This window comes from Candidatus Scalindua japonica (assembly GCF_002443295.1).
Taxonomy (GTDB): Bacteria; Planctomycetota; Brocadiia; order Brocadiales; family Scalinduaceae; genus Scalindua; species Scalindua japonica.
This window is the reverse complement of record NZ_BAOS01000027.1, coordinates 57,359-83,304: the sequence shown is the minus strand read 5'-3', so window position 1 is coordinate 83,304 and position 25,946 is coordinate 57,359. Positions and strand designations below refer to the sequence as shown.

The following is a 25,946-nucleotide window of genomic DNA, read 5'->3' as shown; positions in this document are numbered from 1 at the left end:
TTTTTATTAGTATTAAAGCAGTCGAATACTAACAATTAATACTATTCATAGCAACAAAAAATTTATCACCGTTAATTAAAAACGGAGAGAAACTCTTTTTTTGTATATTCCACACACCTACTTCTTGAAATTTTTATATTTAATTGATAGAATTTGTCTTAAACTATTATGAAGATAACAGACCCTGATAACATCGAATCGAGTATTAAATCCACAACAAAGACTATAATTAATGAGATAGACTATGTTCTGGACGGAATTAAAGAAGATGAATTTAAAAAGTTTATCGCTGCCATAGATTCTTCTAAAAATATATTTGTAACCGGTCAAGGTCGTTCGGGGCTCGTTGCCAGAACATTTGCAATGCGTCTTACTCACATAGAGTTCTCATGCCATGTAGTTGGTGAGACAACAACTCCAAATATTGATGAAGGTGATATGCTTATTGCATGTAGCAGTTCCGGTACAACCTCTATTACCTGTCATATTGCGGGTCTTGCAAAACGACTGAACGCACTGGTTGTCGTAATTACAGCACATCCTGACTCTGAATTATCTAAGTATGCAGACCTGACAATAGAAATACCGGCAAGTGATTCCGACCAGGTTATACAATCTCAACTAACAGCACAATTTCGCAGTACACTATTTGAGCAGGCATGTCTTGTATACCTTGACGCTGTTATTTTATCACTCGTACGATTACTGAACAGAGAAGAAGTTGAAATGATGAAAAGACACGCTAATCTGGAGTAGGATTATATAAACAATGCAATTAATTGTCCAAAAATTTGGTGGAACTTCTGTAGCAGATGCCGCACGCATGAAAGCTGCGGCAAAACGAGCCGTTGAGGCACACGCTGCCGGCAGCAATATTGTCGTTGTTGTCTCCGCACAGGGAAAAATGACAGATGAATTACTAAAGCAGGCTTATGAAATTAATAAAGAACCTTCTACACGCGAACTGGATTCGCTACTTTCCACGGGTGAGCAGATGTCAAGTGCTCTTATGGCAATGGCAATCCATTCCTTAGGTGTGCCAGCAGTCTCCTTTTCAGGAAGACAGATTGGAATAACAACCGACAGTTTTCACACAAAAGCAAGAATCGTTAATATAAAAGATGATCGAATAAAAGAAGAATTATCTGAAAATAAAATAGTAGTGGTAGCCGGATATCAGGGAGTAGACGAAAATGACAATATAACGACTCTGGGACGTGGAGGCTCTGATACCAGCGCTGTGGCACTGGCCGCTTTACTCAACGCGGACATGTGTGATATATATACCGACGTTGATGGAATATGCACAGCAGACCCAAGAACCGTTCCCAACGCAAGAAGGCTGAATAAAATATCTTATGATGAAATACTGGAACTGACAAGCATGGGTGCACAAGTTCTACATGTACGATCGATTGAGTTTGCTAAAAAATATAATGTCCCGATACGGGTAAGACCCAGTTTTAATAACGGCACAGGAACCCTTATATGCAAAGAGGTAAAAGAAATGGAGAATATCGTTGTCAGTGGAGCAACCGTATCAAAAAATGATGCAAAAATAACTATAATCGGCGTGTCTGATGAACCTGGACAGGCAGCCAATATCTTTCACGAACTGGCAAAAGAAAAAATAAATGTTGATATGATTATTCAGAATGCCAGCGCTCATGGATTAACAGATTTAACGTTTACTGTAAGCAAAGAAGACCTGCCACTTGCCTTGAAGACAACAGAAAGAATAAAGGGAGAAATCAAAGCAAAAGAGATCGTTGCTGATGACAAAATAGCAAAACTCTCAGTTGTGGGAATAGGAATGAGATCTCACTGTGGAATAGCAGAAAAAATGTTCAAGACGCTGTCTGATGAAAAAATAAACATACAAATGATCAGTACTTCAGAGATTAAAATATCTTGTGTTATAGAAGAAGACCAGGCAGAGAAAGCCTTAAATGCAGTGCATAACGCTTTCGAGCTGGATAAAGAGCAGTAACCTTACTAAGCAAATCAGGTATTTCAGGATATATTGGTTTGTATAAAGTGACGAGATCAAAGTTTTTTGCTGTTCACTGTTGAATACTACTGGCAGATCTGTTTATGCTATGACTATATCCTGCACTTACTAATTCGCTGAGGCAACATGTATTAAATATGATAACTATCAAGTTTACACAAACTATTTTCATATACAAAATGGATTCCCGCATGCTTTTAGCAGTCTGATGTATTTGGTAACGATAGACCATTCAGCCAGTATCATCTATTTTTTTTATCTTCCATTCCTGTCAAATGAAATCGCACGTCTAAATCATGTGTCTTAAAAGTACTATGTTTTCTTCATGATTCCCAGAAATATGTCAAACCATCCTCGAAATCCTTATCTTAATGTAAAGGAATGAATTATTTTTTTAAGACACTCTGGAAATAGTCTATGGTTTTTTTCAATCCTTCGCTGCGAGAAACCTTTGGTTCCCAATTCAAAAGTGTCTTCGCTTTAGTAATATCAGGTTGCCTGCACTTTGGATCATCGATAGGCAGTGGTTTGAAGGTGATTTCACTTTTACTCCCTGTCATACTTATTATCTCTTTTGCAAAATCTAATAAAGTTATCTCTGTTGGGTTTCCAATATTTACCGGTTCATTAATATCTGTAATCAACAATCTGTAAATTCCTTCTACTAAATCTGAGACATAACAAAAACTTCGTGTCTGTGATCCATCACCAAAGACCGTTAAATCTTCTCCGTTAATTGCCTGTGAAATAAATGCGGGCAGCGCCCTTCCATCATTCACCCTCATCCTGGGACCATAAGTGTTAAATATTCTCACAATCCTCGTATCTACTCCGTGGCTCCTGTGATATGCCATAACCATAGCCTCTGCAAATCTCTTTGCTTCATCATACACTCCTCTTGGACCAACCGGATTTACATTTCCCCAGTAATCCTCCTTTTGTGGATGAACAAGTGGATCACCGTAGACTTCCGACGTAGACGCTAGAAAAAATTTTGCTTTTTTAAGTTTTGCAACTCCAATAGCATTCAACGTTCCTAATGAACCGACCTTTAGGGTCTGTATCGGCAATTTTAAGTAATCTAAAGGGCTAGCAGGTGACGCAAAATGCAGGACGTTGTCTATCTCACCTCCAACATAAATATATTCACTCACATTATGTTTAATAAATTTAAAGTTCGGATTACCAATACAGTGTTCAATATTTTGAGCTGAGCCGGTTAATAAATTATCAATACATATTACATCGTGTCCTTTTTCAAGCAGATAATCGCATAGATGTGAGCCAAGGAACCCAGCTCCACCTGTAATCATTGTACGCATATTTTTATCCTGACTGATTTGTATTTCAAGTTAAGTCGCTTTCTCAGCAAAAAAACTATATAATTAAATTATTTGGTGTAATTCTACTACGTTATTAAAACAGTGCAAGCATAAAAAATATGGAGTGCATCCATACGTATGATGAGTTTTAAAACAGTAACATTCGCCCAACAGGCAGGTGGCCAGGCGGTCACTGTACTACCTCAAAAAAACAATTCTACATCGTTAGTTCATTTCAAACTCCCTGCAAGAACTGATTGGCAGACGGGTAGGCACTTTTTACTTTGTATTACTATAAGTTGACAAAAAAAACTGCTTTGCTAAAATCAGTAAAATAATTAATTGAAATATGCAAACTGTGATCAACCGATTATGAGGGAGATACTAATTGAAATTTACTAAAATGCAGGGAATAGGGAATGATTATGTATATGTCAACTGTTTTGAAGAAAAGATAGACAATCCGGCAGAACTGTCAATCGCAGTAAGCAACAGACACTTTGGTATCGGTAGTGATGGATTGATACTGATAGTGCCATCACAAGTAGCAGACGCCAGGATGCGTATTTTTAATGCGGATGGTAGCGAAGCACAGATGTGCGGTAACGGTATCAGGTGCGTGGCAAAATATATGTATGAATACGGATTAAAGAAAAGTGATCGAATGACAATTGAAACGTCTGCTGGGTTGAAGACAATAAAACTTACAATCGACAATGACGAAGTTACACAGGTTAGAGTAGAAATGGGAGCCCCAAAATTACTTAGAAATGAGATACCGATGCTCGGTGACAATACACAGGTTATAAATGAACCGCTTCAGGTTAATAATGCTGTTTTACAAATTACATGTGTTTCCATGGGTAATCCTCACTGCATTACCTTTGTTGATAACGTTGATTCAATAGATTTAGAAGTTACAGGTAAAGCTATTGAAAACCATGAACTTTTTCCGGAAAGAATTAATGCCCATTTTGTACAACTGATTTCTGCTGATAAGGTTAAAATGCGCACCTGGGAAAGAGGCTCCGGAGAAACACTTGCGTGCGGCACTGGGGCAGTCGCTACAGGTGTCGCGTGTGTCCTGAACAACCTTACAGAAAGAGTAGTAAACACACTGCTTCCAGGAGGAAAATTAATGGTGGAATGGACAGATGATAATAAAACCTACATGACTGGTCCTGCGGAAATTGTATTTACAGGAGAGTGGGATAAATAATAACAATTTATAATCTTTGTGTTATTTACCTGTTAAATATCCAGGTTTTTAACATCCAATGCATGTGTCTCAATATATTCCCGTCTCTGTTTAACGTCCTTTCCGGACAATATAGTGAATGTTTCATCCGCCTTTATCGCGTCTTCTATCTTCACTCTCAATAAGGTCCTTGATGAAGAGTTCATTGTGGTTAACGCCAGCTCCTCTGCATTCATCTCTCCAAGACCCTTGTATCTCTGAATATCAAGACCCTTTTTCCCCAACTCTTTTATGTTTGGCAGGAGCTCTCCCAGTGAGTAGATATCCGACGCTATATCGTCATAAACCAACTTTGCTCGCGGTGGTGCATTTTCTTCCAGTCCTTTAAAAAAGTCTTCTGCTTTAAATCCCTCTTTCTCTATCATTTTTACGGTATTCGCAATTTCTCCACTTTCATGATACTCCTGTACTTCTATTGAATCTTTACCGTTTGTATCATTTTCTTCATCAACACTCTTTACTTCAACATCGTCACCTTTCTGTTCCTGCAGCTCCTTTACTAAACGATTCAACTCATCATCAGAGAAAATATATTTTTCGTGTCCATTGTACGCGACCCTATACTTCGGAAAATTACCGTTTTCATTTTTTTCCAGATATTCCCTGAAAGAGAGGCTCTTTTTACTCTGTTGTTTCTTTTTAATAAAGTGCCAGTTATACTCTTCCATTTTTTCTAAAAGGCCAAGGAATTTTTTCAGTTTATCACCGGATAGTTTTATTGATTCTTTATCACATGTCTCAACAACCGCTTCATCGATACCAATGTTTATCAAAGAATCTTGCAACTCTTTATCTCCATATACATACTCCTGCCTTTTTTTCCTTTTTATCTTGTATAGTGGTGGTTGCGCTATAAAAATATTTCCTCTATCTATTAACTCTGGCATTTGTCTAAAGAAAAATGTTAATAACAATGTTCGAATATGCGCACCATCTACGTCCGCATCCGTCATTATGACAATTTTCCCATACCTTAGTTTTTCTGGGTCAAATTCATCGATACCTATGCCCGTCCCAATAGCACTTATAAGAGTTCTAATCTCCTCATTGTTCAGCATCTTTTCCACTCTTGCTTTTTCAACATTCAGGATCACCCCTTTAAGCGGTAATATTGCCTGATTTCTTCTATCTCTACCTTGCTTTGCCGTTCCACCCGCGGATATACCCTCTACTATAAATAATTCTGTAGACTCTACATCATCACTGGAACAATCCGCAAGTTTTCCCGGCAAATCCGACCCGGAAAGCGCTCCCTTTCTTCTTGTTAACTCTCTCGCCTTTCTGGCAGCCTCCCTTGCTCTTGAAGCTTCCAATACTTTGCCTACTATGATCCTTGCAGATTTAGGATTCTCCTCGCAATATGTACTCAAATGCTCATTTGCCAATGCCTCTACCAATCCCTGGACATCTCTGTTTCCCAGCTTTGTCTTTGTCTGTCCTTCAAACTGTGGTTCCGGAACTTTTACGCTTATAATGGCAGTAAGACCCTCCCGGTAATCATCACCTGTTGGCGCCTTGCCGTCCTTCAATAACTTTGCATTTTTTGCGTACATATTTAATGTTCTTGTCAATGCTGTCCTGAAACCACTTAAATGTGTTCCGCCCTCAATTGTATTTATATTATTAGCAAAAGAGAATACGCTCTCACTGTAACCATCGTTATATTGCATTGCACACTCCACTGCTATGTCCTTTTCTTTACCTTCAAAATGTATCACATCTTTGTGGATCAGATCTTTCCCTTTGTTCATTTCCTCTATAAATATCTTGATTCCACCATCATACTTAAATATCTCTTCCGTATCTGTTCTTTCATCTATAATGGTAATACAAAGTCCTTTATTAAGAAAGGCGAGTTCTCTAATTCTTTTTTTGACAATATCGTAACTAATTTCTACTGTTTCAAATATAGAGCTGTCTGGTTTAAAAATAATCTTTGTTCCTTTTTTCTTTGTAGCTCCTCTCTCCTCGAGTGCCGTTTTTGTCTCTCCACGCTCATATCGTTGTACATACATATGCCCATTTCTCCGTACTTCTACCTCCAGCCACTCACTCAGCGCGTTTACTACTGATATCCCAACTCCATGTAATCCGCCGGATACTTTATAGCTTTTACCCTCAAACTTTCCACCGGCATGTAAAGTCGTCATCACCACCTCCAACGCCGGCTTCTTCATTTCCTGATGTTCATCCACGGGAATACCTCTTCCATCATCCAGAACCATGACACTTCCATCAATATTCAACTTTACCGTAATATTATCACAGAACCCTCCCATGGCTTCGTCTACGCTGTTGCAAACCACCTCCTCTATCAAATGGTGCAAACCCTTCTCGCTTATATCTCCTATGTACATAGCTGGTCTTTTTCTTACGGCTTCTATTCCTTCTAAAACCTTTATAGAAGTTGCATCATATTTTTCTATTTCACTCATTCCACTTAAACCTCAAATTCCTTCTTATTAAAAATTTCCTACTCTAAATTTTATATCTGATATATATCCTATTTTAAATTCTTTCTGTATTGATGTTAACAACTCTTCTTTTTTGAATGAAGATAAATGATGGAGCCATGTTGCTGAATCAACCTCTACGTAAAGAACTCCGCTCTTAACCACGCTTACTTCCGTGTGACCTGATATTAATTCACCAGCCACAATTTTCCATTTTTCTCTCAGGTTTTTATTTTGCTTTCCTGCTCTTTTTACCAACGTTACTGAGTTACTCAATATATCACCCAGCTTCTTCGCTTCTGTGTTGTTTCTTCTGAACTGTTTCATAATATTTACTATTCTTCTCCGAGGCTCATAGGCATTACTACATAAATACATCCAGTTCCAACCTTTAACTTCCCGGCTGTTCCCTGGTCTTTTAACTCTAACAAAATCCTGTCACAATCTACATTTTTAAGATAATCTAATAAAAACTCTGGATTCAAACCTATCTCCATATCTTCTCCTGAATATTCTATTGGAATTTCAGTCTTAGACTCTCCTACATCCGGTGACAAACATCTTATTTCAAGTATTTCACCTGAAAATTTAAATCTCAGTAATTTATACTCTTCAGTTGTCATAATAGACACTCTACGAATAGCCGATGAAAATTGGTTTCTATCCATGTATATTTTTTTGTCAAGATTAGTTGGGATTACTTCCTCATACTTTGGATATTGTCCTTCCAACAGCTGAGAGCATAATGTTGAGTGTTTTGTTTTTATAAATATGCGTTTTTCTTCTATTCTTAATTTTATTAAATCCTCTTCCTGTTCTCCTGCAATTCTCTGCATTTGTAATATACCCTTTATTGGTATTATGCAGTTTTTTGAAATACTATGAGGATTATTTATTTTCTTCTTTACCTCACTAAGCCTTCTTCCATCATTTGTAACCATTTTTATTTGATTATCACTTATGTCTAGAAAAATTCCGCTTGTTCCATGTTTTGTTCTATCCCCTAAAATAATAAATGCTGTTTTTTTTATCATATCCAGGAGAACATTTTTATCTATCTCTATATATTCTTCTTCAATAAATTTGGGAATTGTTGGAAAACCTTCCGGGTCTGAACAGAAAATCTTAAAAAAATTATCCTTTCCTTTTATTACACATTTTTTGTCTTCTTCAGTTATTTCTATAGTTTCTTCTGTCCATTCTTTAACAATTGAAGAAATCTGTATTTCTGGTCCAATCATTTTACCAGGTGTTATCACTTCAACAGAATCAATTAAATAACTGACACTGACTTCCATGTCTGTTGTTGATAATTCTAAGGTGTTATTATTAGCAATAATTCTAACATTTTGTAACATTGGGTTTATATTTGAACCGGATATAACATTTTCTACTGCATGAAACCCTTTTCTTATAAATTCTTTACTACATATTATCTTCATTATATTTTATTAAGCTTAAATGGTTTTAATGCACAATGTTTCTATGTTTTATATAATATATTATATTATATTTAAAAACTATTATACTTATTACTATTAACAGTCACAGTTAAAAGAAAAAATATTATTAATAATTCTATAACAAGCTATAAAAAATAAAGTTACAAAGATTTTGATTTGATTATTAATGGTATACATTTATAAAACTTCATGTAAGTTACTTGTCAGAATATTCGTTAATTGGTACACAAAACTATTACTTTTCACGTATCTGGTTTTGTTGGTTCTTAATATTGAGAATTTTGCTTACAACATATGAACAATTAATCAGTACTCTTGTTGTTTAATAAGAGAATTTTCTAACTTTCTTAATGTTGAAGATATATTTCGATCGATAATCTTGAGTTTTTTTATTTTATCATCTGCATGCATAACCGTTGTATGATCGCGACCACCCATATAGCCACCTATTTCCCCTAATGATAAGCTGGTAAATTTTCTTGCCAAATGCATTGCAATCTGCCTTGGTAATGTAATTGATTTAAGTTTTCTTTTAGAATGAAGCTGAGAAAGTTGGAGACCGTAATGTTTTGTAACGGTGTTTAGTATTTTTTCGATACCTATATCATGCCTCTGTTTTGAGAAACCTTTTATTATCTGTTTTACAAGGCTCAAGTCTATCTTGCTTTCATTCATTTTCGCATATTTATGAATATTTGTAATAGTACCCTCAATTTCTCTTATACTAGAGACAACGTTATCCGCTAAATATCGAGCTACATCGTAAGAGATTTCCATATTCAGCAAAGCGGTTTTTTTTTGAATTATAGCAACGCTGGTTTCAAAGCCGGGAGGATCTACCCTGGTTATCAACCCCCATCTGAACCTGGAAATAAGACGTTCTTCTATTGTCGGTATCTCTTCCGGAGGGCAATCACTGGACAATACTATCTGTTTTTGACGTGTGTAAAGAGCGTTGAATGTATGGAAAAATTCTTCTCTGGAACTCTGAGAGTTTGCCAGAAAATGTACATCATCTATTAATAGAACATCAATTTGTCTATATTTATTTCTAAAACTGTCCCAATCACCGGTTTTTATAGTAGATATATAGTGATTTACAAAACTTTCGCATGGTAAATATAGTGCTTTGTGTCCTTTTTCCTGTGACTGTAATAATATTGCGTGAAGCAAATGTGTCTTGCCCAAACCAACAGAACCGTGGATAAACAAAGGATTGTATGCAGTGCCAGGAGACTCTGATACAGCAAGAGCTGCCGCATGTGCCAGTCGATTGCATGGTCCTACCAGAAAATTATCGAAATTGTAATTTTTGTTTATGTGGGTAGAGTTATGCGCGCCAGGCGAAGAATGATGGTTGTGAACATGAAGTTTGGGTTCTGATGAGCCATTATCTTCAACAATGAATCGTACTTCACGATTAAATATATGGTTTTCTGCTAAAGATGATGTGACAGCATCCATGTAGTTGTTCTCTATCCACTCTTTACAGAGGGAATTTGGAGCAAGAATAGATATTTCATATGCATCAAGTTTGATTAGGTTAAGATTTGAAAACCAAGTAGTAAATTGTTGTTGAGTAACTTTTTCCTTAATTTTATCCTGGATAAGTGTCCATGTTTTCTTTTCGCTGGCAGATAGATAGTGGTTCATGTTTTTTAAATATTCATTACGTTAACAGCTTGTATGTATGCAATACCTGTTGTTTAAGAGCTAATAGAACATATTTATTTCCAGACCGGTAAGTGCAAATATGGGAATTGTTACTGAAAATTGTAGCGGTATAAACCAGACATTATCCATCTTTTTTGTATTCTGCTGATTTTTTTTACCACGCTTGAATTTGTTTTTGGTCTGGGTAAAAAACAATTTTAGAGATACTTTAAATTATACCTTCACCTTTCTTAAATATCAAGAAGTAACTCAGGACTTGAAATTTAATGTTTCATGTTGTTAATTTTAAATCATTGACCTGCTTACTAACAATATGGTATATTCCAGTTCTCTGATAGTTAGGCTTGTACTCCATTTAATGGAAAGATTATGACGAAAAAACCTGATATAACCAAAGAGATGACAACCGGTGAGGTGACAGAAAAATATCCTGCAACGAAAGAGGTGTTTTCAAAACATTTCGGTAAAAGTTGCTTTGATTGTCCTGCATTTGGTACCGAAGATATAAATCTGGCATGCATGATGCACAATACAAACGTTGAAATGTTTGTTAATGAATTAATTGAAGCAGCCTTTAAGGGAGTTGAATCCGCATCTTAACAAAAATTAGTTAGGTTGCTATGTGACAAAAGAATAACACTTCGACTTCGCTCAGTGTGACGTCACACTGAGCGAAGTCGAAGTGTTATTCTTTTGAAATTTCTGATATACCGAGTGAATGGTTTTCTCCATTTTAAAATAGAGAATTTGTATAAAAAAAAATTATTGAAAGGAATAGTTTGGATTTAATAAAATTAAGGGAAAAAGTGCAATTCAGCGAGCAATTTCGTCCGCAGATTTTGTGTGCTTCCCCTGATGCAAAGGTCCCAATGATATGCTTGGAGCCTGGCCAGGAAATACCGGCACACCCAAGTGGTACAGGTGTTTTTTATGTACTGGAAGGAAAGGGGATTATGTTTCTGGACGGGGAAGAAATAAGTTTGGCAAAGGGCAAAGTTGTAGTGGTTCCTGAAGGTTCTGAAAGAGGGATCAGGAGTATAGAAAGATTAGTTGCGATTGCAGTTCATATCAGCTGAAAGGAATATGATGGGTGAATTTAACTTAGAGGAATTAGCAAGTTTTTCTGATAATAATGTAGTATCTAAAAATTTATACGATTCGCAAAAAGCGTGTGTTAACCTCATATGTCTTGAGGAAGGCCAAACAGCATTAGAAGATACTATCGGCCAGAAGGTAGTAGTAGTAATCAATACAGGTAATGGTTCTGTTATTACTGGAGGAGGAGAGCAGGGTGTAGAAGAAGGAACGCTTATCCTGTTTGAAAGTGACGAGAAACGTTTACTTAAAGCAAAAACAAAAATGACCGCTTTAGTAACAGCTATACCTAAAGGGTAGTCTCTACAATCTTATAGATTATATAATATACGATAAATTAAAGAATAAAGAAAGGATTTAGATATAATGAGTGAAGGCAAAGTTATTACATTGGACGTACAAAATATTCCACCTCGTGAAAGACACCCGAAGATCTTTGATACTTTTGATTCTCTTCAACCGGGAGATAAAATGATATTAATAAACGATCACGATCCGAAACCTCTAAAATATCAGTTGGATGCTGAGCGAACAGGTCAAATGGAATGGGAATATATTTTATCAGGACCAGAGGAGTGGAAAGTAGAAATACTGAAAAAGTAATGAATACCTGATCTAGTTGGGAGACCGGCATGGGAGTATTCCCATTTTTTTGTAAATTTATTTAACGAGTCGGAGACTTTTCCTAGATTTTTTGTTTTTAATTCTTTCTTGGTCGTCTTTTTTGTATTTTTCGATAATTTTATCGTACGTACCGTTATATTTCGCACATCTGATCTTGAGCATGTTATTAGCATTTTGGGCATACCACCAAGCTCCTGATCGTTTAAGCCTTGTATGGCTAATGAATTTATTAGCGCTTTCAATCGCACCGCTACCAATGTGATACCCTCCTCGCTTGGTGGTATCGTAATGCATCTTTTCGCAATGATTTGTAAGGTAGGTATAAAACTTATCAATTTTATCCTGAACCTCTTGAGTTTGCGCTTTCATCTTTCCAAGACCGCCAAGCACATCTTCGTGGTCGCCAAAATGTATTCTTGTCAAAGTCGCCTCGCACCACTGGCGAGACTCTCTTGTCTCTTTTCCATAATGTGCGTTACCCACACCATGTACATACTCTGAGCAATGGTAGTAGTCGAGGATTTCTTTTGCTGAGGGAAATATCTCTTTGCAACGGTTCCAAATCCAGTGAGCTCCGTCTCCTATGATTCCCAAGCGTATCTCCGCTTCGGGGATAAGACCTGCCTCCTTGATCTTCACTAGATCTTGAGCTAATTCGTGATCTTCGCAGACCTGATGCCAGCTGATTAAATGATTAATGCTTGTACCATCGATGAGATAAAGCCTAAAACCTTTAATCTCTTTCCATTCTCCTTTTCCTCTTTTCTCTTTGCGGCGGTGAGGGCTGGGCTCTGGACGCATCGGGCCGTGGGCTCCATCCAGGGCGAGCATCATAATGGGACGACGAAACTTATTCTTTGAGATGTTTTCTATCTTTTTGTGAATCTCTTCTTTAGACGGACAGATATCTAAAATCCCCACTTCCTGACCTATGGTATTCGTGGCCTCATGCATATGATGTTCGCTTAGCTTTACACCAGTTATCCTCTCGTAGGTCTCGCTGGCCGTCTCATAAGCGGTTTCGCTAGACAACCAGGCTTCAACATCCTGTATATCATACTGTTTCGAGGATCGAGACAACCCAAGGGCTTCATCTAATGGATAATTTCCAAAACTGCACGCTCTGCAATAAAAATAAGGTCTCTCCAATTCAAATTGACCCGCAAGGGTCTGGATTGTCCTGGATAATTTGTCGTGCCTTTGCATGCTTTTGCCGCAATCGGGGCAGTCACAATTTTGCTGATTCAATAAATGACCGAACTTCCTCTTTATCAATCCAAGGATCATCTGACCCAATATTTCGGATCTTTCCTGAAAAACAGCTTTTGAGATTTCTCCTAAATCTTCCATTGGGTACTCTCGCTCAATCTTGTCAAGTCGCTTGTCCAAAAAGTCATAAAATAAAGTTCTCCAGTTCTCTGATGACTCTGCTTTTCTCGCCGCAAAACCCAAAAATATCTCCTCTTAAAATATTTCTATTGTTCCCTGACTATATCCATCGCAGAGAGTAACGCCTGGCGCTCTAATATTGGCATTGATTGAAGTCTCGCCGTCCACCTTTGTGTTTTTCTCTTTATCCGTTCTCGTTCACGAAAGTTATTGCCAAGATAACGATATTCATGTAGTTCCACCGGAATATTATAGTTCATCCATAGCCACTCTGTCGCCACACCATGGTGACAGGCCGCCTGATAACTATGTGTATGCCATCCCTTCAAAGACTCTCTGTATAAAAGCGACTCATAACCGGATATCATCACCATGCAGGGAAGTGATTTCAATAATTCCAAAAGTACCGTGTGGTCTTTATGGCTATATTCATATTTATAGAGCCGACCACTCTTCCTTCTTGTCTCGCGAAGGTACGGTGGGTCGCAATATATCAGCTCGTTGCCAGTGAAAGGATAATCATTCAGATAATTAATTGCGTCATCATGGACCAATTCAAAACCTGGTGGTTTAACATTCGTCCACATTTCAACAACATCCTGGTCTAATTCTATCCCAATATTACTTCTGGCAGGACGTTTGTTCCGCATAACTGCGCCACCGCCCAAATGTGTCTCTATGTAGACATCATGGGGTGGCATAAGATTGATTAACTTTTGGAATACTCCTCCTTTGCCTCCTGGATAATTCATAAAAGCAGTATCGCTGAAAAGAAAGAGGATGTCAAGATGTTTTTTTATATTTTACAAAATAATGGGAATACTCCCACCGGCATAGTCACACATCTGTGCTGGCCTCTCAATGATATACTGGTCTGCCAATTAAATACTCAACTTTATCATATATTTATCTGATTGATAATTAACATTTTACGACATCGCAGATGTCGTAAAAATTATTGCTGGGTTAAAAATACAATATTAACAGCCGTATGTAACACCTTCATTCAGGAGTTTTTCAAAACGATCCATACCCTCCTTGATATTTTCCATAGATGTTGCATATGATATTCTTAGATGAATATCAGAACCAAAACATAGACCGGGAACAAATGCCACTTTAGCTTTTTCCAAGATTAGATTTGACATGTCAACGGAGTTGTTTGCTTTTTTGCCGCAGATATCACGATTATATAGACCGGATATATTTGGAAATGCATAAAATGCACCTTTAGGTAACATGCAGGTTATTCCGTTAATATTATTAAGTCGTTCTACAATATATTTTCTTCTCTTGTCAAACTCTTTTACCATATCTACAATAGTGTTTTCATCCCCTTGAAGCGCAGTAATCGCAGCTTTCTGTGTAAAAGAATTTGGACCAGAGGTCGAATGATCCTGCACGAGTGTTGCTCCGTTTATGATATCTATGGGTCCAGCGGCATAGCCAATTCGCCATCCAGTCATTGAGAATGCTTTTGAGAAGCCATTAACAGTGATCAATTTTTCAAAAAATTCTTTACCGAATGAAGCCGGGCTGACATGTTTTTCCCCGTCATATATAATTTTTTCGTAAATTTCATCTGATATAACATATAAACCTGCATTCACTGCGGCCTGGACAATCTCATATAACTCATTTTCTTTGTAAAGACTACCTGTAGGATTGTTAGGACTATTTATTATAAGTACTTTTGTTTTTTCTGTTATGTTGCGCTCAATATTGTCTTTTGTAATCTTAAAATAATTTTCATCGGAAGATTCAATAAATACGGATTTTCCTCTTGCAAAGGTAACTTGTTCCGGATAGCTAAGCCAATATGGCGAAGGAATTAAAACTTCATCTCCTTCGTTACATATAGCTTGAAGACAATTGAAAATTACCTGCTTTGCACCGCATGAAACAAGTATCTGTTGAGGTGAGTAGTTTATATTATTTTCTCTTGAAAGTTTATCACATATTGCTTCTTTTAATTCCGGAATTCCTGAAGTAGGTGTATACTTCGTGAAACCACTTTTAAGCGATTCAATAGCAGAATTTTTAATCTCTTCCGGTGTATCGAAGTCAGGTTCTCCCGCGCCAAAACCAATCACGTTTACACCCTCTGATTTTAGTTGTTTTACTTTACTGTTTAGCGCTAATGTCACAGATGGTTTGATTTTTTTTATAATGTTTGATACCGTCATATTGATTATTTCTCTTTCATGAATATCAAATAGTTTAAGTATAATAGTACATTTTATTATATTGACGAGTAACTGTCAATTTGTAATTTATCCATAATGTTTTGTAATTGACAATTTTATGAGTTAATGGTTATAATTTTACGTATATTTCAGGCGTTATCGGTTATTTAGACGTTCTAAATTTATTTTTTGATTTTGTACTGTTTATTAAGTAACGCCATCCATTTCCCATAACGGGTGACATATTTGGAAGACGATAATTTATATACGTTATTATTGAATTACCTACCACAAGCCTTATTCATGTTGTTCCTGCTCTGCTTATCCGCCTTTTTTTCTGCTACAGAGACTGCCTTTTTTTCATTAACCAGAGAAGAAGTTAACAGATTTGGCAAAAGCAATAGTAAGTCTGAAAGCCTGGTACACACACTTCTTAAAACACCAAAGAACCTACTGACAACAATCTTGCTTGGAAATATGTTGGCAAATATTGGTTTTTATTGTGCTTCCTATGGAATAGCGCACAAAATAGCTGCTGATAGACCGATTGGCGGTATCTGGGTAGCAGGAACCGTATGTGTTATCAGTTTTCTTACGATAATTATTATGGGAGAAGTAATTCCTAAAAACATAGCAGTTAAAATTCCCGATCAGTATTCAAAATGGGCAGCAATGCCAATCTATTTTTTTGACAGATTTTTCTTACCATTTCGCGTTGTTTTGAATTCAATTACTAGTTCAATTAGTAAATTCTTTGATAAAGGTAATGGTGGTGAAAAATGTGTTACAATAGATGAGCTGAAGATGCTTGTAGAGTTTAGCGAAAAAGAGGGTATTGTAGATCGGGAAGAGCGTTCTATGATACATGGAATTCTGGATTTTAAAAGGGCTCAGATAAAAGAGATCATGCTTCCACGGGTAGACATGAATCTATACGACATTGCAGATCCGGTAAATGGGCTTATCGAGCTTGCTCGGGAGACAAAAGAGACTAAATTTCCAGTTTATGAAGAAACGCCGGATAACATCCTGGGAATCGTCCATGCAAAAGACATTTTCCTTAACCCAGAAGTGAAATTGAGAGATATTATAAAACCCGTTCAGTTTGTTCCGGAACCAAAGAGTATTGAGGGTTTATTGCGTCAATTCAGGCGTGAAGGTAGCCAGATGGCCATTGTCGTTGATGAACATGGAGGAACGGCAGGACTGATTACGCTTGAAGATATTATTGAAGAAATTGTTGGTGAAATACAGGACGAACACGAAAAACCAAGAGAAACAATTAATAAAATTGGTGAAAATAGATATCTCATTTCCGGTAATCTCAGCTTACGTGACTGGTCCGATACTTTTGGTGTAGAAGTAGAACCAATGGGTGTTGATACAGTTGGCGGACTTGTTATTGCTCTACTCGAACACATTCCCAAAAAAGGAGATACCGTTAAATATGAAGATTTCGTCTTTACCGTAGATGGGGTTAGAAAGAGGCGTATTACTTCTATACTACAAGAAATGAAGATAAAAGACGAGTCGAACGAGGACGGAGATGACTGAATATTACCTGTTAATTATCTTCATTTTATTTTCTGCATATTTTTCCGGAATTGAGATAGCCGTTTATTGTATCAATCATGTCAGGTTGCAATATAACGTAGAAAAAGGGATCGGAAGTGCTAAAACAATCAAAAAATTATTAAATGATCCACAAGCATTAATATGTACAATATTGATTGGTAACAATATTGTAAATTATCTGGCATCCGCAATATTTACCAATATCATTTCTAAAAAAGATTTTCACGCCAACCCGGAACTTGTAGCTACTCTGGTTTTAGCTCCTATTATACTGATTTTCGCGGAAGTATTACCAAAAGATATTTGCCAGAGAAATGCGGATAAATTCCTTTACCCTGCATCAACTGGTATAAGGTTTTTTTCATATATTTTTTCTCCACTGGTCTATATCTTAAAATGGGCAAACAGAATTCCTCAATTATTTTTAAAGAATGTAAGCAAAAGAACGGCTATCTTTACACCATATAGATTAGGCTTTTTTATAAGAGAAGGAGCTAAAGAAGGAGTTATTTCTGGTTATCAGGATATGATGACCAGAAATATTATGAAAATGGGAAGCATTCCGGTAAGGAAAATTATGATACCCTTAAGTAAAGCAACTGTCGTTTCATCTGACGTAAACTTTGAACAGATGAAAATTCTGGCAACAAACGTAAGGTTTTCAAGGATACCTGTTTACAAAGGGCCCAAAAGTAATATTATTGGAATAATAAATTTATTTGATTTTCTGAGTGTCTGCACAGAAGACTCAAAGATATACGAGTTTTTGAAAGACGCTGAACATATTAGCGCAGAAACACTGATTGACGATGCACTTGTTAGAATGCAGAATACAAAACAACGAATGGCCGTAGTTGTTGATAAAAGTAAAAAACCGATTGGCATAGTAACGATTAAAGACCTTGTTGAAGAGATTGTTGGGGAATTAATGGAATGGTAAAAAATTTTTTCTTCAAGACCATAATTACTCTAAAAGAATTAGTTTGACATATTTTTTTTAAACAATACAATTTGACTTTGTTGCAGGTTTAGTCAAGAATGATATACAAGAGTGTTATTCTGATAGAGGAGCAACCCCTGCCAGGCATGTGAGGAAAACCCTTAACGTTAATATTTATATATACTTAAATTGCTTCATATATGAAACTATCCAGCAAAACAGAATACGCGATACTTGCGCTCCTGGAGTTAGGACAAAGATATGGAAAAGGATTTGTTTTAAGCAGGAATATAGCAAGTGTCAGAGCAATACCGGAGTCGTTTGTTGAACGAATACTGTTAACATTGAAAAATGGGGGCATAATCGTCAGCGTCAGAGGGGCAAAAGGAGGACATTGCCTTGCCAGAGATCCGGGTGAAATATGTATCAGAGAAGTAATAGAGCTATTTGAAGGTTCCCTGGCTCCAATAGATTGTGTAAATGAAAGAATATCATCCCTTTCTGCAAGTTGTTCAATTGCAGACGCATGTGTATTAAAGGATTTATGGAAAAAGATGTATGATGCGATGTTGGCAAGTATAGAAAATACAACAATCAAAGATCTTGTTACTCAGGAAAGAGAACAAAAAGCGGGAGCAATGTACCATATATAAATAAAAATTTTTTCTACAATTCTTGACTAAGTTTTAAACAAAGTAATATATTCGCAGGAATACAAATGGATTCTGTTCATACAAAAAAAAACTATAGATTTATTATCTTATCGGTTGCCACGTTACTATTTGGTTTGATAGTCTATATGCCCAATCCGGAAGGGCTTACAAGTAATGGAAAAAAGGCATTGGCGATATTTGTACTCTGTGTTATTTTCTGGATTAGCCAGGTAATACCATTAATGATAACAAGTCTTCTTGCAATAATTCTTTTTCCATTGCTGGGAATTTTGCCGGCAGAAAAAACTTATGCTTTGTTTGGTAATCAGGCTGTTTTTTTTATCCTGGGAGCATTTATTCTTGCATCTTCCGTTACCAGGACAGGTTTAAGTAATAGAATAGCGCTGATATTTCTGAAATGGTTTGGCCATTCGCCTAAAATATTACTTCTGGGAGTTATTGTACTGTCCGCGTTTTCTTCATTTTGGATGTCAGGGCATGCCGTTGCAGCAATGATGTTTCCTATTATTACATCCATTGCTTTGAGTCTGGAGTTAAGGCCGATTGAAAGCAGTTATGGCAGGTCTCTGTTTTTGGGTACGGCGTGGGGATGTGTTATTGGAGGAGTGGCTACATTTTTAGGTGGCGCGAGGGCCCCATTAGCCATAGGAATACTTCGGGATACAACAGGTGAATCAATAGGTTTTGTCAAATGGGCGCTTGCAACACTGCCAATGGTTATAACAATGCTGGCCATTACATATTGGTTATTAGTTTTTCTCTTTCCTGCGGAGATAAAGGATGTAAAAAGGGCACGGATGTTATTGGTTAACAGAACTGCGTGCATAGGGAAAATGAAACAAGAAGAACGGTCTATCGGAATACTAATGATTGCAACAATTTTTTCGTGGATATGTTTTGGAGAAAAATTCGGGCTTGCTAATATTGCTTTAGCTTCTGTTGTGATTGCCTTTGTTTTCAAATTATTGCGATGGAAGGATGTAGAAGAAGATGTAAATTGGGGACTGATACTTATGTATGGGGGTGCGATCTGTCTTGGTTCTGCGATGGGTAAGACCGGCGCTACCGGTTGGTTGGTAGATATATCCAATATAGAGACAATCAAGTCACCGTTTGTTTTGATTATGGTGATATCCCTTTTTGCAATTTTTTTAACTGAAGCTATTAGCAATACGGCGGTAGTTGCGCTTTTAATGCCAATAACCATTGGGATAGCGATAGATTTTTCAATAGATCCAGTAATTACTACATTGGCCGTGACTGTTCCATCTGGTCTGGCATTTATTCTACCAATGGGCACTCCAGCAGTTGCCATTGCGTATTCATCAGGCTTTATTACACCAGGCAATGCGTTTAAAGGAGGATTGGTACTCAAAATTGCTTCATGGATTTTTTTCAATATTTTCGCATATTATTACTGGCCTATCCTGGGCCTCGAGTTGTGAAACGGAAACCATGCGAAAGCGGTGTCCTCCTTTCAGAAGAATTCCAGAGGTTTGTGAATTATGGATAAAATATTATTAATACTGTCAACTACAAGGAAATCAGATAAGAGCGTTGAAGAGGCAGTTGAAATTGCGAGCAAAGAAAACGCTAAACTGATTAATCTTTTTATTGTAGATTATGAGGTACCGCAGAAAATATTTGATAGTTTGACTGAGGAGGGATGGATAGGGGGAAAAACAACCAAAAATCTTTATAATGCGGTTTTGGATGAATACTCTGTTCTGGGAAAAGAGAAGATTTTAGAGGTTGAAGAGGCAGCTCGAAACAAAGGTATTAATTACAAATCAATTATTAAAAGCGGTACTTTTGTTGATGTTGCGTTATCTGTTGCTGAGAAAGAACAGGTGAACATGATAATAGTTACGAGGAGAAAAAGATCTCATTTATCAAGATTTTTCTTCGGATCTGCAGTAGCAGAGCTGAAAGAGAAAGTAACGTGTGAAATAAAAATTATAGATGAATAACATAAACATATGACAGATATCTCAACAGTAAATCTGGATACTGATATTTTGATTATCGGAGGAGGCGCCGCCGGGTGTATGGCGGCAATTGAGGCTAAAAAGACCGATCCGAATATTAGATGCATTATTATGGAAAAAGCACACATTGAAAGGAGTGGTTGTCTTGCAATGGGGCTTAATGCGATAAATGCTTATCTGAATAATGGTCAGACACCCGAGAAATTTACTAAGTATATAAGTGATGAATTTTGCGGTGTTATTCGAGAAGACCTGGTCTATTCAATTGCGGAGGGTCTTAATGAATCGGTTAAACAGGTTGAAGACCTGGGTCTTCCAATTGAAAAAGATCAAAATGGTGATTATGTGACCAGGGGCAGGAGGAGTATAAGAATTTTTGGTGAGAGACTGAAGCCTATTCTTGCGGCAGCCGTTTATCGCGCGAAAGTGGGTGTATTAAACAGGGTCGCTGCGACAAATTTTATTTTTGATGGCGAACGGGTAAAAGGTGCATATGGATTTAGCAATCGTGACGGCAAACTTTATGTCGTTCATGCCAGGGCGGTAATTGTAACTACCGGTGGTGCTTCGGGAATTTACAAGCCAATAAAAAAAGGCGATGCGCGTAACACGACCTGGTATTGTCCCTGGAACGTGGGAACAGGTTATGCGATGGGTATTCGTATTGGTGCGGAGATGACAAGCTTTGAAAATCGATTTGTCCCCTTGAGAGTTAAAGGAGTAAATGCCCCGACAGGGACAATAGCCCAGGGATCAGATATAATGCATAGGAATGCTCTGGGAGAAGAATATCTGGAAGATCGATATAAACATCTTGGAGGAGAGAAATGTCTCTCTATCTATCGCTTATTAGGAACTTTACAGGAAGAGAAGGCCGGTAAGGGCCCATGCTACCTGGACACCGGAGGCCTAAGTGTTGAGGCGGAAGAAAAGCTAAAGATGTCTTATTTAAACATGAATCCCGCAATCGTCCTTTTATGGGCGAATGATGGATACGGTCCCAGTAAACGACCTGTGGAAATAAGTGGTATGGAGCCAGTTGTAATTGGGGGGCATTGTCAGGCCGGTTATTGGATTGACATAGAAAGAAGAACAACTATAGATGGTCTGTATGCTGCGGGAGATGTTGCTGGAGGCGCTCCCAAGAAATATGTAAGCGGTGCCTGGGTTGAGGCAAAGATAGCAGTAAAGACAGCTATTGAAGAAATCACAAATGTTGAATTACTGCATATAAACGAAGATGCAGTAAATAATGAGAAAGGGAGAATTTTATGTTGTTTGAATGGGAGCAAAGAATTATCTCATGAAGAATTGGAAATAAGTTTTCATGAGATAATGGACGAATATGCCGGTGGCGTAACTGCGCATTATGAATTGACAGAAACTAAGCTGATTATTGCCAGAGATAAACTTAAGGGACTAGAGGATAAATTGCGTAATCTTCGTGCAGAGGATAATCACGGAGTTGTTTCGTGTATGGAACTGATTGATAAGTTTGATGTCGCAAAAGTATTGATAGAACATCTTATCTATAGGCAAGAGACGCGTTGGCCGATTTTTCAAACTCGCTTGGATTATCCTGAAAGGGATGATATCAACTGGCTGGGATTTGTTAATTCCGTTTTTGATCCGGTAAATGACAAGGTGAAAATTATCAAAAGAGCATTAAACGAAACTCTCTGTAATATTTAGAATAAAATGAGTATATTTATAAATGAAAATGTGTGTAATGGATGCGGCCAGGCCGAAGAAACTCTTTGCGAAAGGATCTGCCCTGGTGATTTACTGTTCAGAAATGATAGGCATAAGGCCGAGATCAGGTCCCAGGGAGACTGTTGGACGTGCGGGGCATGTGTAAAGGCGTGTCCGATCCAGGCGATAGACTTGAAACTGCCAACTCAAATACTGGAAAGTGACATTTCATTAAGAGCAAAATGTACAAAGCGTGAAACCATATGGGAGATAAGAGACGGTAACATTATTAAAGAGGAATTTGTAATTCCCGCGACAACAGGGAATGGAGTAGAGTAATGAAATTACATGTAAGCAGGGGGAGATTTGTTTTCATTAAGACAATTTACAAAGAATAGGCTAAAGACACGAAGATTCCGTTACCCCTGGAGTTCACCCACTATTTTTCTTTTCGCATCCACTCGGCAATAGCGTAAATGGTGTATTCATGCAAATGATACCAGATATGTTCTCCTCGATTTTTTCTGATTTTTACTAGATTTCCGGATATAGCTCTTTTACACACTCTGGGCAAACGCTGTGACTGAATTCTGCTTTCGAGTGTTTTTTTATATAAGATTCTATCTGATTCCAATACCCTTTATCGTCTCTGATTTTCTTACATGAAGCACATATAGGTAACAGTCCGCTCAACTCTTTCACTTCTTTAAGTATCAGTTTAAGTCTTTGATTTGATTTTTGAAGTTTATGCTGAGTAATAATAGCCTGTCCTAATAATCGAAGCCAAAAGTATGAAACAGGTGGTGCAATAACCAATGGGCAAATAATAGCAATAATTATAGAAAAATCCATATTTGGCATTTTGAACAAACTCATAAGCGATGCTGTAATAATGACCGAAACGAAAATCGATATTCCGGTGGAGAACAATGTTGCATAGATTAATCCATATTTTTTAAGCAAATGTTTTAACATCTTTTACCTCAAATACCTTTCCGTTTTCAAATAACTATCCATAGCCCACCTCATTCGAATTTCCGAAATCAAAACTTATCAGGTCATACGAAAAAGTAACACGAGAAATCACCCCTTGAACTTCTGGTTAGTGAGCTATGTTATTAAGCAAAAATAGTGTACCACCTCAATTTTGCTGTCCTGTTTCCATGGTTTATGCATCAGGCTCAATAGAATAGATATTACAGTGTTTCACACTCGCTCAGTATTGATATTGTATCAAAATAATACTCAATAGTATTTTTTTGGAAAATGCTTCTTGATTAAATTAAAAGGTATAAACATTTCGAATACGATTAATTTAACAGCAGAACATTTAAATAGTTTGAAATTAACGACTTATATCATTATCTGAAATGGTAAATACATTCATAATAATTTTGGCTTGATCTTTGCGAAGACAAGCTCTTTATCATTTTAGACGATGTAACGGAAAACGACAGCTAAAGTCTAAAAACATAATATTATTTTTTTCGTATTAAATGGAGAAAAAATGAAAAAGATCTATATAAAGATAAATCTATTGATAATTTTTCTTATTTCGTGTTGTAGCATTCAAACCAACTCAATATCTGCCGGTAATGCGCTTCCTTTTCTTAACGGTATAGATGAAAATGATTATATCAATCGTTATAGTGCAGACTCAAGTCTTATATTTAGAGACCAAAATAATAACATGATTCAACCTGATGATCTTCCCTATAAATATTTTGCATCAAAAGGTGTCAATGCTGCTCGCATCCGGGTATGGGTGGGAGATGAAAGTTCAGGCAACCTTCAAAATGCTATTGATAATGCGAAGGCTGCGAAACTGGCTGGTATGCATACATTATTGGTAGTTTTTCTTTCTGAAAAATTTTCTGATAATATTTGCTGTGAAAAACCCATTCCCTCTATTTTCGATAAACCGACTTTCAATGAAAAATTAAGAGCCATAAAGAAATATGTAAGTGGTCTTATGCTAACCTTTAAAGCGAATTCACTTTCTTTTGATATGTATGCCGTTGGAAATGAAGTAATGTATTGCCTTGCAGGTGAAAAAAATATAAATGATGATATGAGTATTAATATTCGTAAATTCAAAAGAATGTCTAGAATCTTAAAAGAGTCTTATAGTGTAATAAGGAAAGAAATGGGTAGTAATTCAAAATTTTTATTACATGCTCCTGATGCTCCATACGAAAATTATATCTTATCTATTGACGATCCAGATGATACTGTTGAAGGTGAAAAATTGTTTGATATGACAACACTTCCATTAGATGCTTCAACTTTTTTTTACTACATGATTGATGTATTTAATGTTCCTGTTGACTATATCTCTACTTCTTTTTATCCACTTCAGTTTGGTTCGGAATCTTTTAGTAAATTTAAAAATAGAGTTGAAATGTTATATGCCAATCACGGAAAACCTTTTATTATTTCAGAGTGGTCATATGCAATGGCCCCATTTCCTGCTGATTCTCCCTGGCTTCATGTTTATGAACCTCCGGGGCCTTTTTTTAATGTTCCGGCCAATGGTTATTCCTTCAATCTTAATAATCAGGAATTATTTGTTAATGACTTATTAGACTGGGCAAAAGCTGCTCCGGAAGTTGCAGGTGCATTTTACTGGGGACCAATGTTGAATAATATCGTTTGGAAAAATATGGCACTTTTTAATCCTGATGGCAGTGTTAGACCTGCAGTAAATTCCTTGATAAAAGGATCTATTCCGTAATAGAACATAAACATCTTTATCAAGTCGATTTTTTAATTTATCTTTTTCTACTTCAAGGTCGTATCTTGCCTGAAGATTTATCCAAAACCTTTCTGAGAGGCCAAAAAACATTGATAGTCTTTAAGCTGTATCTGGAGCTATAGAACGTTTTCCCTGAACAATCTCATTGATTCTGCGTGCTGGTACATTAATATCTTTAGCCAACCTGTATTGACCAATACTCATGGGTTTGAGAAATTCTTCCATCAGAATTTCAGCACCTTCAAGTATTTCAAGTTTTCTTCGGGTTGTTTTTTGTATATCCCACTGAAGTTTGAGTGATATTTGGCGATTGAATGTTTCTCTGTTTCTTTACATCCTTTTGTAAAGGTTATTAACTTCCTGCCCATGTGTGCCTGTATACGTTACTGGCTATAGTGGTGAAATTACGGCAAGAATTATCTCGCAGTTACTGTAAAAAATCAGGTTCTGCGTATTATAATGTTATGTCTTTTATTTCTTCTTTTTTGCTGTAGTTTTCTTGCCGGCAGTTATTGTTTTTGTGGCTGCTTTTGTCTTCGTCTTTACCTTGGTTTTAGCCTTTGTCTGTGGTATCGATTTAGGCACACAGACATTGTTCCTGCTTGTTGAAACCCTGCCGCAATTATCACAATAGTATTTTAGTTTGAGGACTTTGGGAGAACAGACATGTCTTAAGTCTGTTTCTACTTCGCCGCAAAAATCACAATAAACCGTTTTTTCCTGTGAAACGGGAGTACATAGATGGCCTTTCTTTGAAGTGATCTTTCCGCATGTTTTACAGGTGTAAATTTTTTTAGATGTTACTTTTTTTGTCTTAGTAGCCACATTTATCTCCTTCTGTTTAAGA

The 25,946-nt window shown here is 36.8% G+C and carries 25 protein-coding genes and 1 pseudogene; 15 read left to right on the top strand and 11 right to left on the bottom strand.

What is annotated here, in order from left to right; all coding sequences use genetic code 11:
* Positions 1-168 precede the first annotated feature (168 nt).
* Both hxlB and SCALIN_RS13815 read left to right on the top strand, forming a co-directional pair.
* On the top strand, positions 169-756 hold the full coding sequence (hxlB, locus tag SCALIN_RS13820) for a 6-phospho-3-hexuloisomerase (protein WP_096895052.1): 588 nt from the start codon (positions 169-171) through the stop codon (positions 754-756).
* 13 nt (positions 757-769) lie between these two features.
* A complete protein-coding gene (locus SCALIN_RS13815; protein ID WP_096895051.1) occupies positions 770-1,990 on the top strand; it encodes an aspartate kinase in 1,221 nt (406 codons plus the stop codon).
* A 407-nt stretch (positions 1,991-2,397) separates the two neighbouring features.
* Here SCALIN_RS13815 and SCALIN_RS13810 read toward each other — a convergent pair whose 3' ends face one another.
* On the bottom strand, positions 2,398-3,333 hold the full coding sequence (locus tag SCALIN_RS13810) for a UDP-glucuronic acid decarboxylase family protein (RefSeq protein ID WP_096895050.1): 936 nt from the start codon (positions 3,331-3,333) through the stop codon (positions 2,398-2,400).
* Between the two features lie 388 nt (positions 3,334-3,721).
* Between SCALIN_RS13810 and dapF the strand changes: the two genes are divergently transcribed.
* Positions 3,722-4,552 (top strand): diaminopimelate epimerase, encoded by an 831-nt coding sequence (gene dapF, locus SCALIN_RS13805; RefSeq protein ID WP_096895049.1) that lies wholly within the window; start codon positions 3,722-3,724, stop codon positions 4,550-4,552.
* Between the two features lie 32 nt (positions 4,553-4,584).
* On the opposite strand, the gene gyrB is transcribed toward dapF, so the two are convergent.
* From gyrB to dnaA, 4 genes are all read right to left on the bottom strand, one after another.
* The gene (gene gyrB / locus SCALIN_RS13800) at positions 4,585-7,026 is read right to left on the bottom strand and encodes a DNA topoisomerase (ATP-hydrolyzing) subunit B (RefSeq protein WP_096895048.1); all 2,442 of its coding nucleotides are present in this window, start codon (positions 7,024-7,026) and stop codon (positions 4,585-4,587) included.
* A 27-nt stretch (positions 7,027-7,053) separates the two neighbouring features.
* The gene (locus tag SCALIN_RS13795) at positions 7,054-7,371 is read right to left on the bottom strand and encodes a DciA family protein (RefSeq protein WP_162532322.1); all 318 of its coding nucleotides are present in this window, start codon (positions 7,369-7,371) and stop codon (positions 7,054-7,056) included.
* Positions 7,372-7,379: 8 nt separating this feature from the next.
* Positions 7,380-8,486 (bottom strand): DNA polymerase III subunit beta, encoded by a 1,107-nt coding sequence (dnaN, locus tag SCALIN_RS13790; protein WP_096895046.1) that lies wholly within the window; start codon positions 8,484-8,486, stop codon positions 7,380-7,382.
* Positions 8,487-8,813: 327 nt separating this feature from the next.
* Complete coding sequence (gene dnaA, locus SCALIN_RS13785; protein WP_096895045.1) at positions 8,814-10,160, bottom strand: chromosomal replication initiator protein DnaA; 1,347 nt, start codon at positions 10,158-10,160, stop codon at positions 8,814-8,816.
* 390 nt (positions 10,161-10,550) lie between these two features.
* Between dnaA and SCALIN_RS13780 the strand changes: the two genes are divergently transcribed.
* The 4 genes from SCALIN_RS13780 (at position 10,551) to SCALIN_RS13765 (ending at position 11,879) form a co-directional block, all read left to right on the top strand.
* Positions 10,551-10,781, top strand: a complete 231-nt coding sequence (locus SCALIN_RS13780) for a DUF1858 domain-containing protein (protein WP_096895044.1) — start codon at positions 10,551-10,553, stop codon at positions 10,779-10,781.
* Positions 10,782-10,960: 179 nt separating this feature from the next.
* Positions 10,961-11,257, top strand: coding sequence for a cupin domain-containing protein (locus SCALIN_RS13775; protein ID WP_096895043.1), 297 nt, complete (start codon positions 10,961-10,963; stop codon positions 11,255-11,257).
* A 7-nt stretch (positions 11,258-11,264) separates the two neighbouring features.
* Positions 11,265-11,576, top strand: coding sequence for a hypothetical protein (locus SCALIN_RS13770; RefSeq protein WP_133111918.1), 312 nt, complete (start codon positions 11,265-11,267; stop codon positions 11,574-11,576).
* A 66-nt stretch (positions 11,577-11,642) separates the two neighbouring features.
* Complete coding sequence (locus SCALIN_RS13765) at positions 11,643-11,879, top strand: DUF2249 domain-containing protein (RefSeq protein WP_203415503.1); 237 nt, start codon at positions 11,643-11,645, stop codon at positions 11,877-11,879.
* Between the two features lie 57 nt (positions 11,880-11,936).
* Here SCALIN_RS13765 and SCALIN_RS13760 read toward each other — a convergent pair whose 3' ends face one another.
* The 3 genes from SCALIN_RS13760 to SCALIN_RS13750 form a co-directional block, all read right to left on the bottom strand.
* Complete coding sequence (locus SCALIN_RS13760; RefSeq protein ID WP_096894570.1) at positions 11,937-13,250, bottom strand: ISKra4 family transposase; 1,314 nt, start codon at positions 13,248-13,250, stop codon at positions 11,937-11,939.
* 125 nt (positions 13,251-13,375) lie between these two features.
* Positions 13,376-14,041: a DNA adenine methylase gene (locus tag SCALIN_RS13755; protein ID WP_096894421.1), complete on the bottom strand. Its 666-nt coding sequence runs from the start codon at positions 14,039-14,041 to the stop codon at positions 13,376-13,378.
* 228 nt (positions 14,042-14,269) lie between these two features.
* Positions 14,270-15,475, bottom strand: coding sequence for a pyridoxal phosphate-dependent aminotransferase (locus tag SCALIN_RS13750; protein ID WP_096895041.1), 1,206 nt, complete (start codon positions 15,473-15,475; stop codon positions 14,270-14,272).
* 246 nt (positions 15,476-15,721) lie between these two features.
* Here SCALIN_RS13750 and SCALIN_RS13745 point away from each other — a divergent pair, with 246 nt between their 5' ends.
* From SCALIN_RS13745 to SCALIN_RS13715, 7 genes are all read left to right on the top strand, one after another.
* Positions 15,722-17,029 carry a hemolysin family protein gene (locus tag SCALIN_RS13745; RefSeq protein ID WP_133111917.1) on the top strand — a complete coding sequence of 436 codons (1,308 nt, stop codon included), beginning with the start codon at positions 15,722-15,724 and terminating at the stop codon, positions 17,027-17,029.
* Positions 17,022-17,990 (top strand): CNNM domain-containing protein, encoded by a 969-nt coding sequence (locus tag SCALIN_RS13740; protein ID WP_096895039.1) that lies wholly within the window; start codon positions 17,022-17,024, stop codon positions 17,988-17,990. The genes SCALIN_RS13745 and SCALIN_RS13740 overlap by 8 nt, the downstream gene beginning before the upstream one ends.
* 200 nt (positions 17,991-18,190) lie before the next feature.
* The gene (locus tag SCALIN_RS13735) at positions 18,191-18,643 is read left to right on the top strand and encodes an RrF2 family transcriptional regulator (RefSeq protein WP_096895038.1); all 453 of its coding nucleotides are present in this window, start codon (positions 18,191-18,193) and stop codon (positions 18,641-18,643) included.
* 65 nt (positions 18,644-18,708) lie between these two features.
* Complete coding sequence (locus SCALIN_RS13730; RefSeq protein ID WP_096895037.1) at positions 18,709-20,109, top strand: SLC13 family permease; 1,401 nt, start codon at positions 18,709-18,711, stop codon at positions 20,107-20,109.
* Positions 20,110-20,169: 60 nt separating this feature from the next.
* The gene (locus SCALIN_RS13725) at positions 20,170-20,634 is read left to right on the top strand and encodes a universal stress protein (protein ID WP_096895036.1); all 465 of its coding nucleotides are present in this window, start codon (positions 20,170-20,172) and stop codon (positions 20,632-20,634) included.
* Between the two features lie 9 nt (positions 20,635-20,643).
* The gene (locus tag SCALIN_RS13720) at positions 20,644-22,344 is read left to right on the top strand and encodes an adenylyl-sulfate reductase subunit alpha (protein ID WP_096895035.1); all 1,701 of its coding nucleotides are present in this window, start codon (positions 20,644-20,646) and stop codon (positions 22,342-22,344) included.
* Between the two features lie 6 nt (positions 22,345-22,350).
* Positions 22,351-22,683: a 4Fe-4S dicluster domain-containing protein gene (locus SCALIN_RS13715; protein ID WP_096895034.1), complete on the top strand. Its 333-nt coding sequence runs from the start codon at positions 22,351-22,353 to the stop codon at positions 22,681-22,683.
* Positions 22,684-22,878: 195 nt separating this feature from the next.
* On the opposite strand, the gene SCALIN_RS22820 is transcribed toward SCALIN_RS13715, so the two are convergent.
* On the bottom strand, positions 22,879-23,319 hold the full coding sequence (locus SCALIN_RS22820; RefSeq protein ID WP_203415502.1) for a hypothetical protein: 441 nt from the start codon (positions 23,317-23,319) through the stop codon (positions 22,879-22,881).
* A gap of 532 nt (positions 23,320-23,851) precedes the next feature.
* Here SCALIN_RS22820 and SCALIN_RS13705 point away from each other — a divergent pair.
* On the top strand, positions 23,852-25,078 hold the full coding sequence (locus SCALIN_RS13705; RefSeq protein WP_096895033.1) for a glycosyl hydrolase 53 family protein: 1,227 nt from the start codon (positions 23,852-23,854) through the stop codon (positions 25,076-25,078).
* A 6-nt stretch (positions 25,079-25,084) separates the two neighbouring features.
* Here SCALIN_RS13705 and SCALIN_RS24085 read toward each other — a convergent pair.
* Together SCALIN_RS24085 and SCALIN_RS13695 are read right to left on the bottom strand one after the other, a co-directional pair.
* A pseudogene (locus SCALIN_RS24085) lies at positions 25,085-25,324 on the bottom strand (HigA family addiction module antitoxin); the annotation flags it as partial.
* Positions 25,325-25,570: 246 nt separating this feature from the next.
* Positions 25,571-25,924 (bottom strand): hypothetical protein, encoded by a 354-nt coding sequence (locus SCALIN_RS13695; protein ID WP_133111916.1) that lies wholly within the window; start codon positions 25,922-25,924, stop codon positions 25,571-25,573.
* Positions 25,925-25,946: the final 22 nt, after the last annotated feature.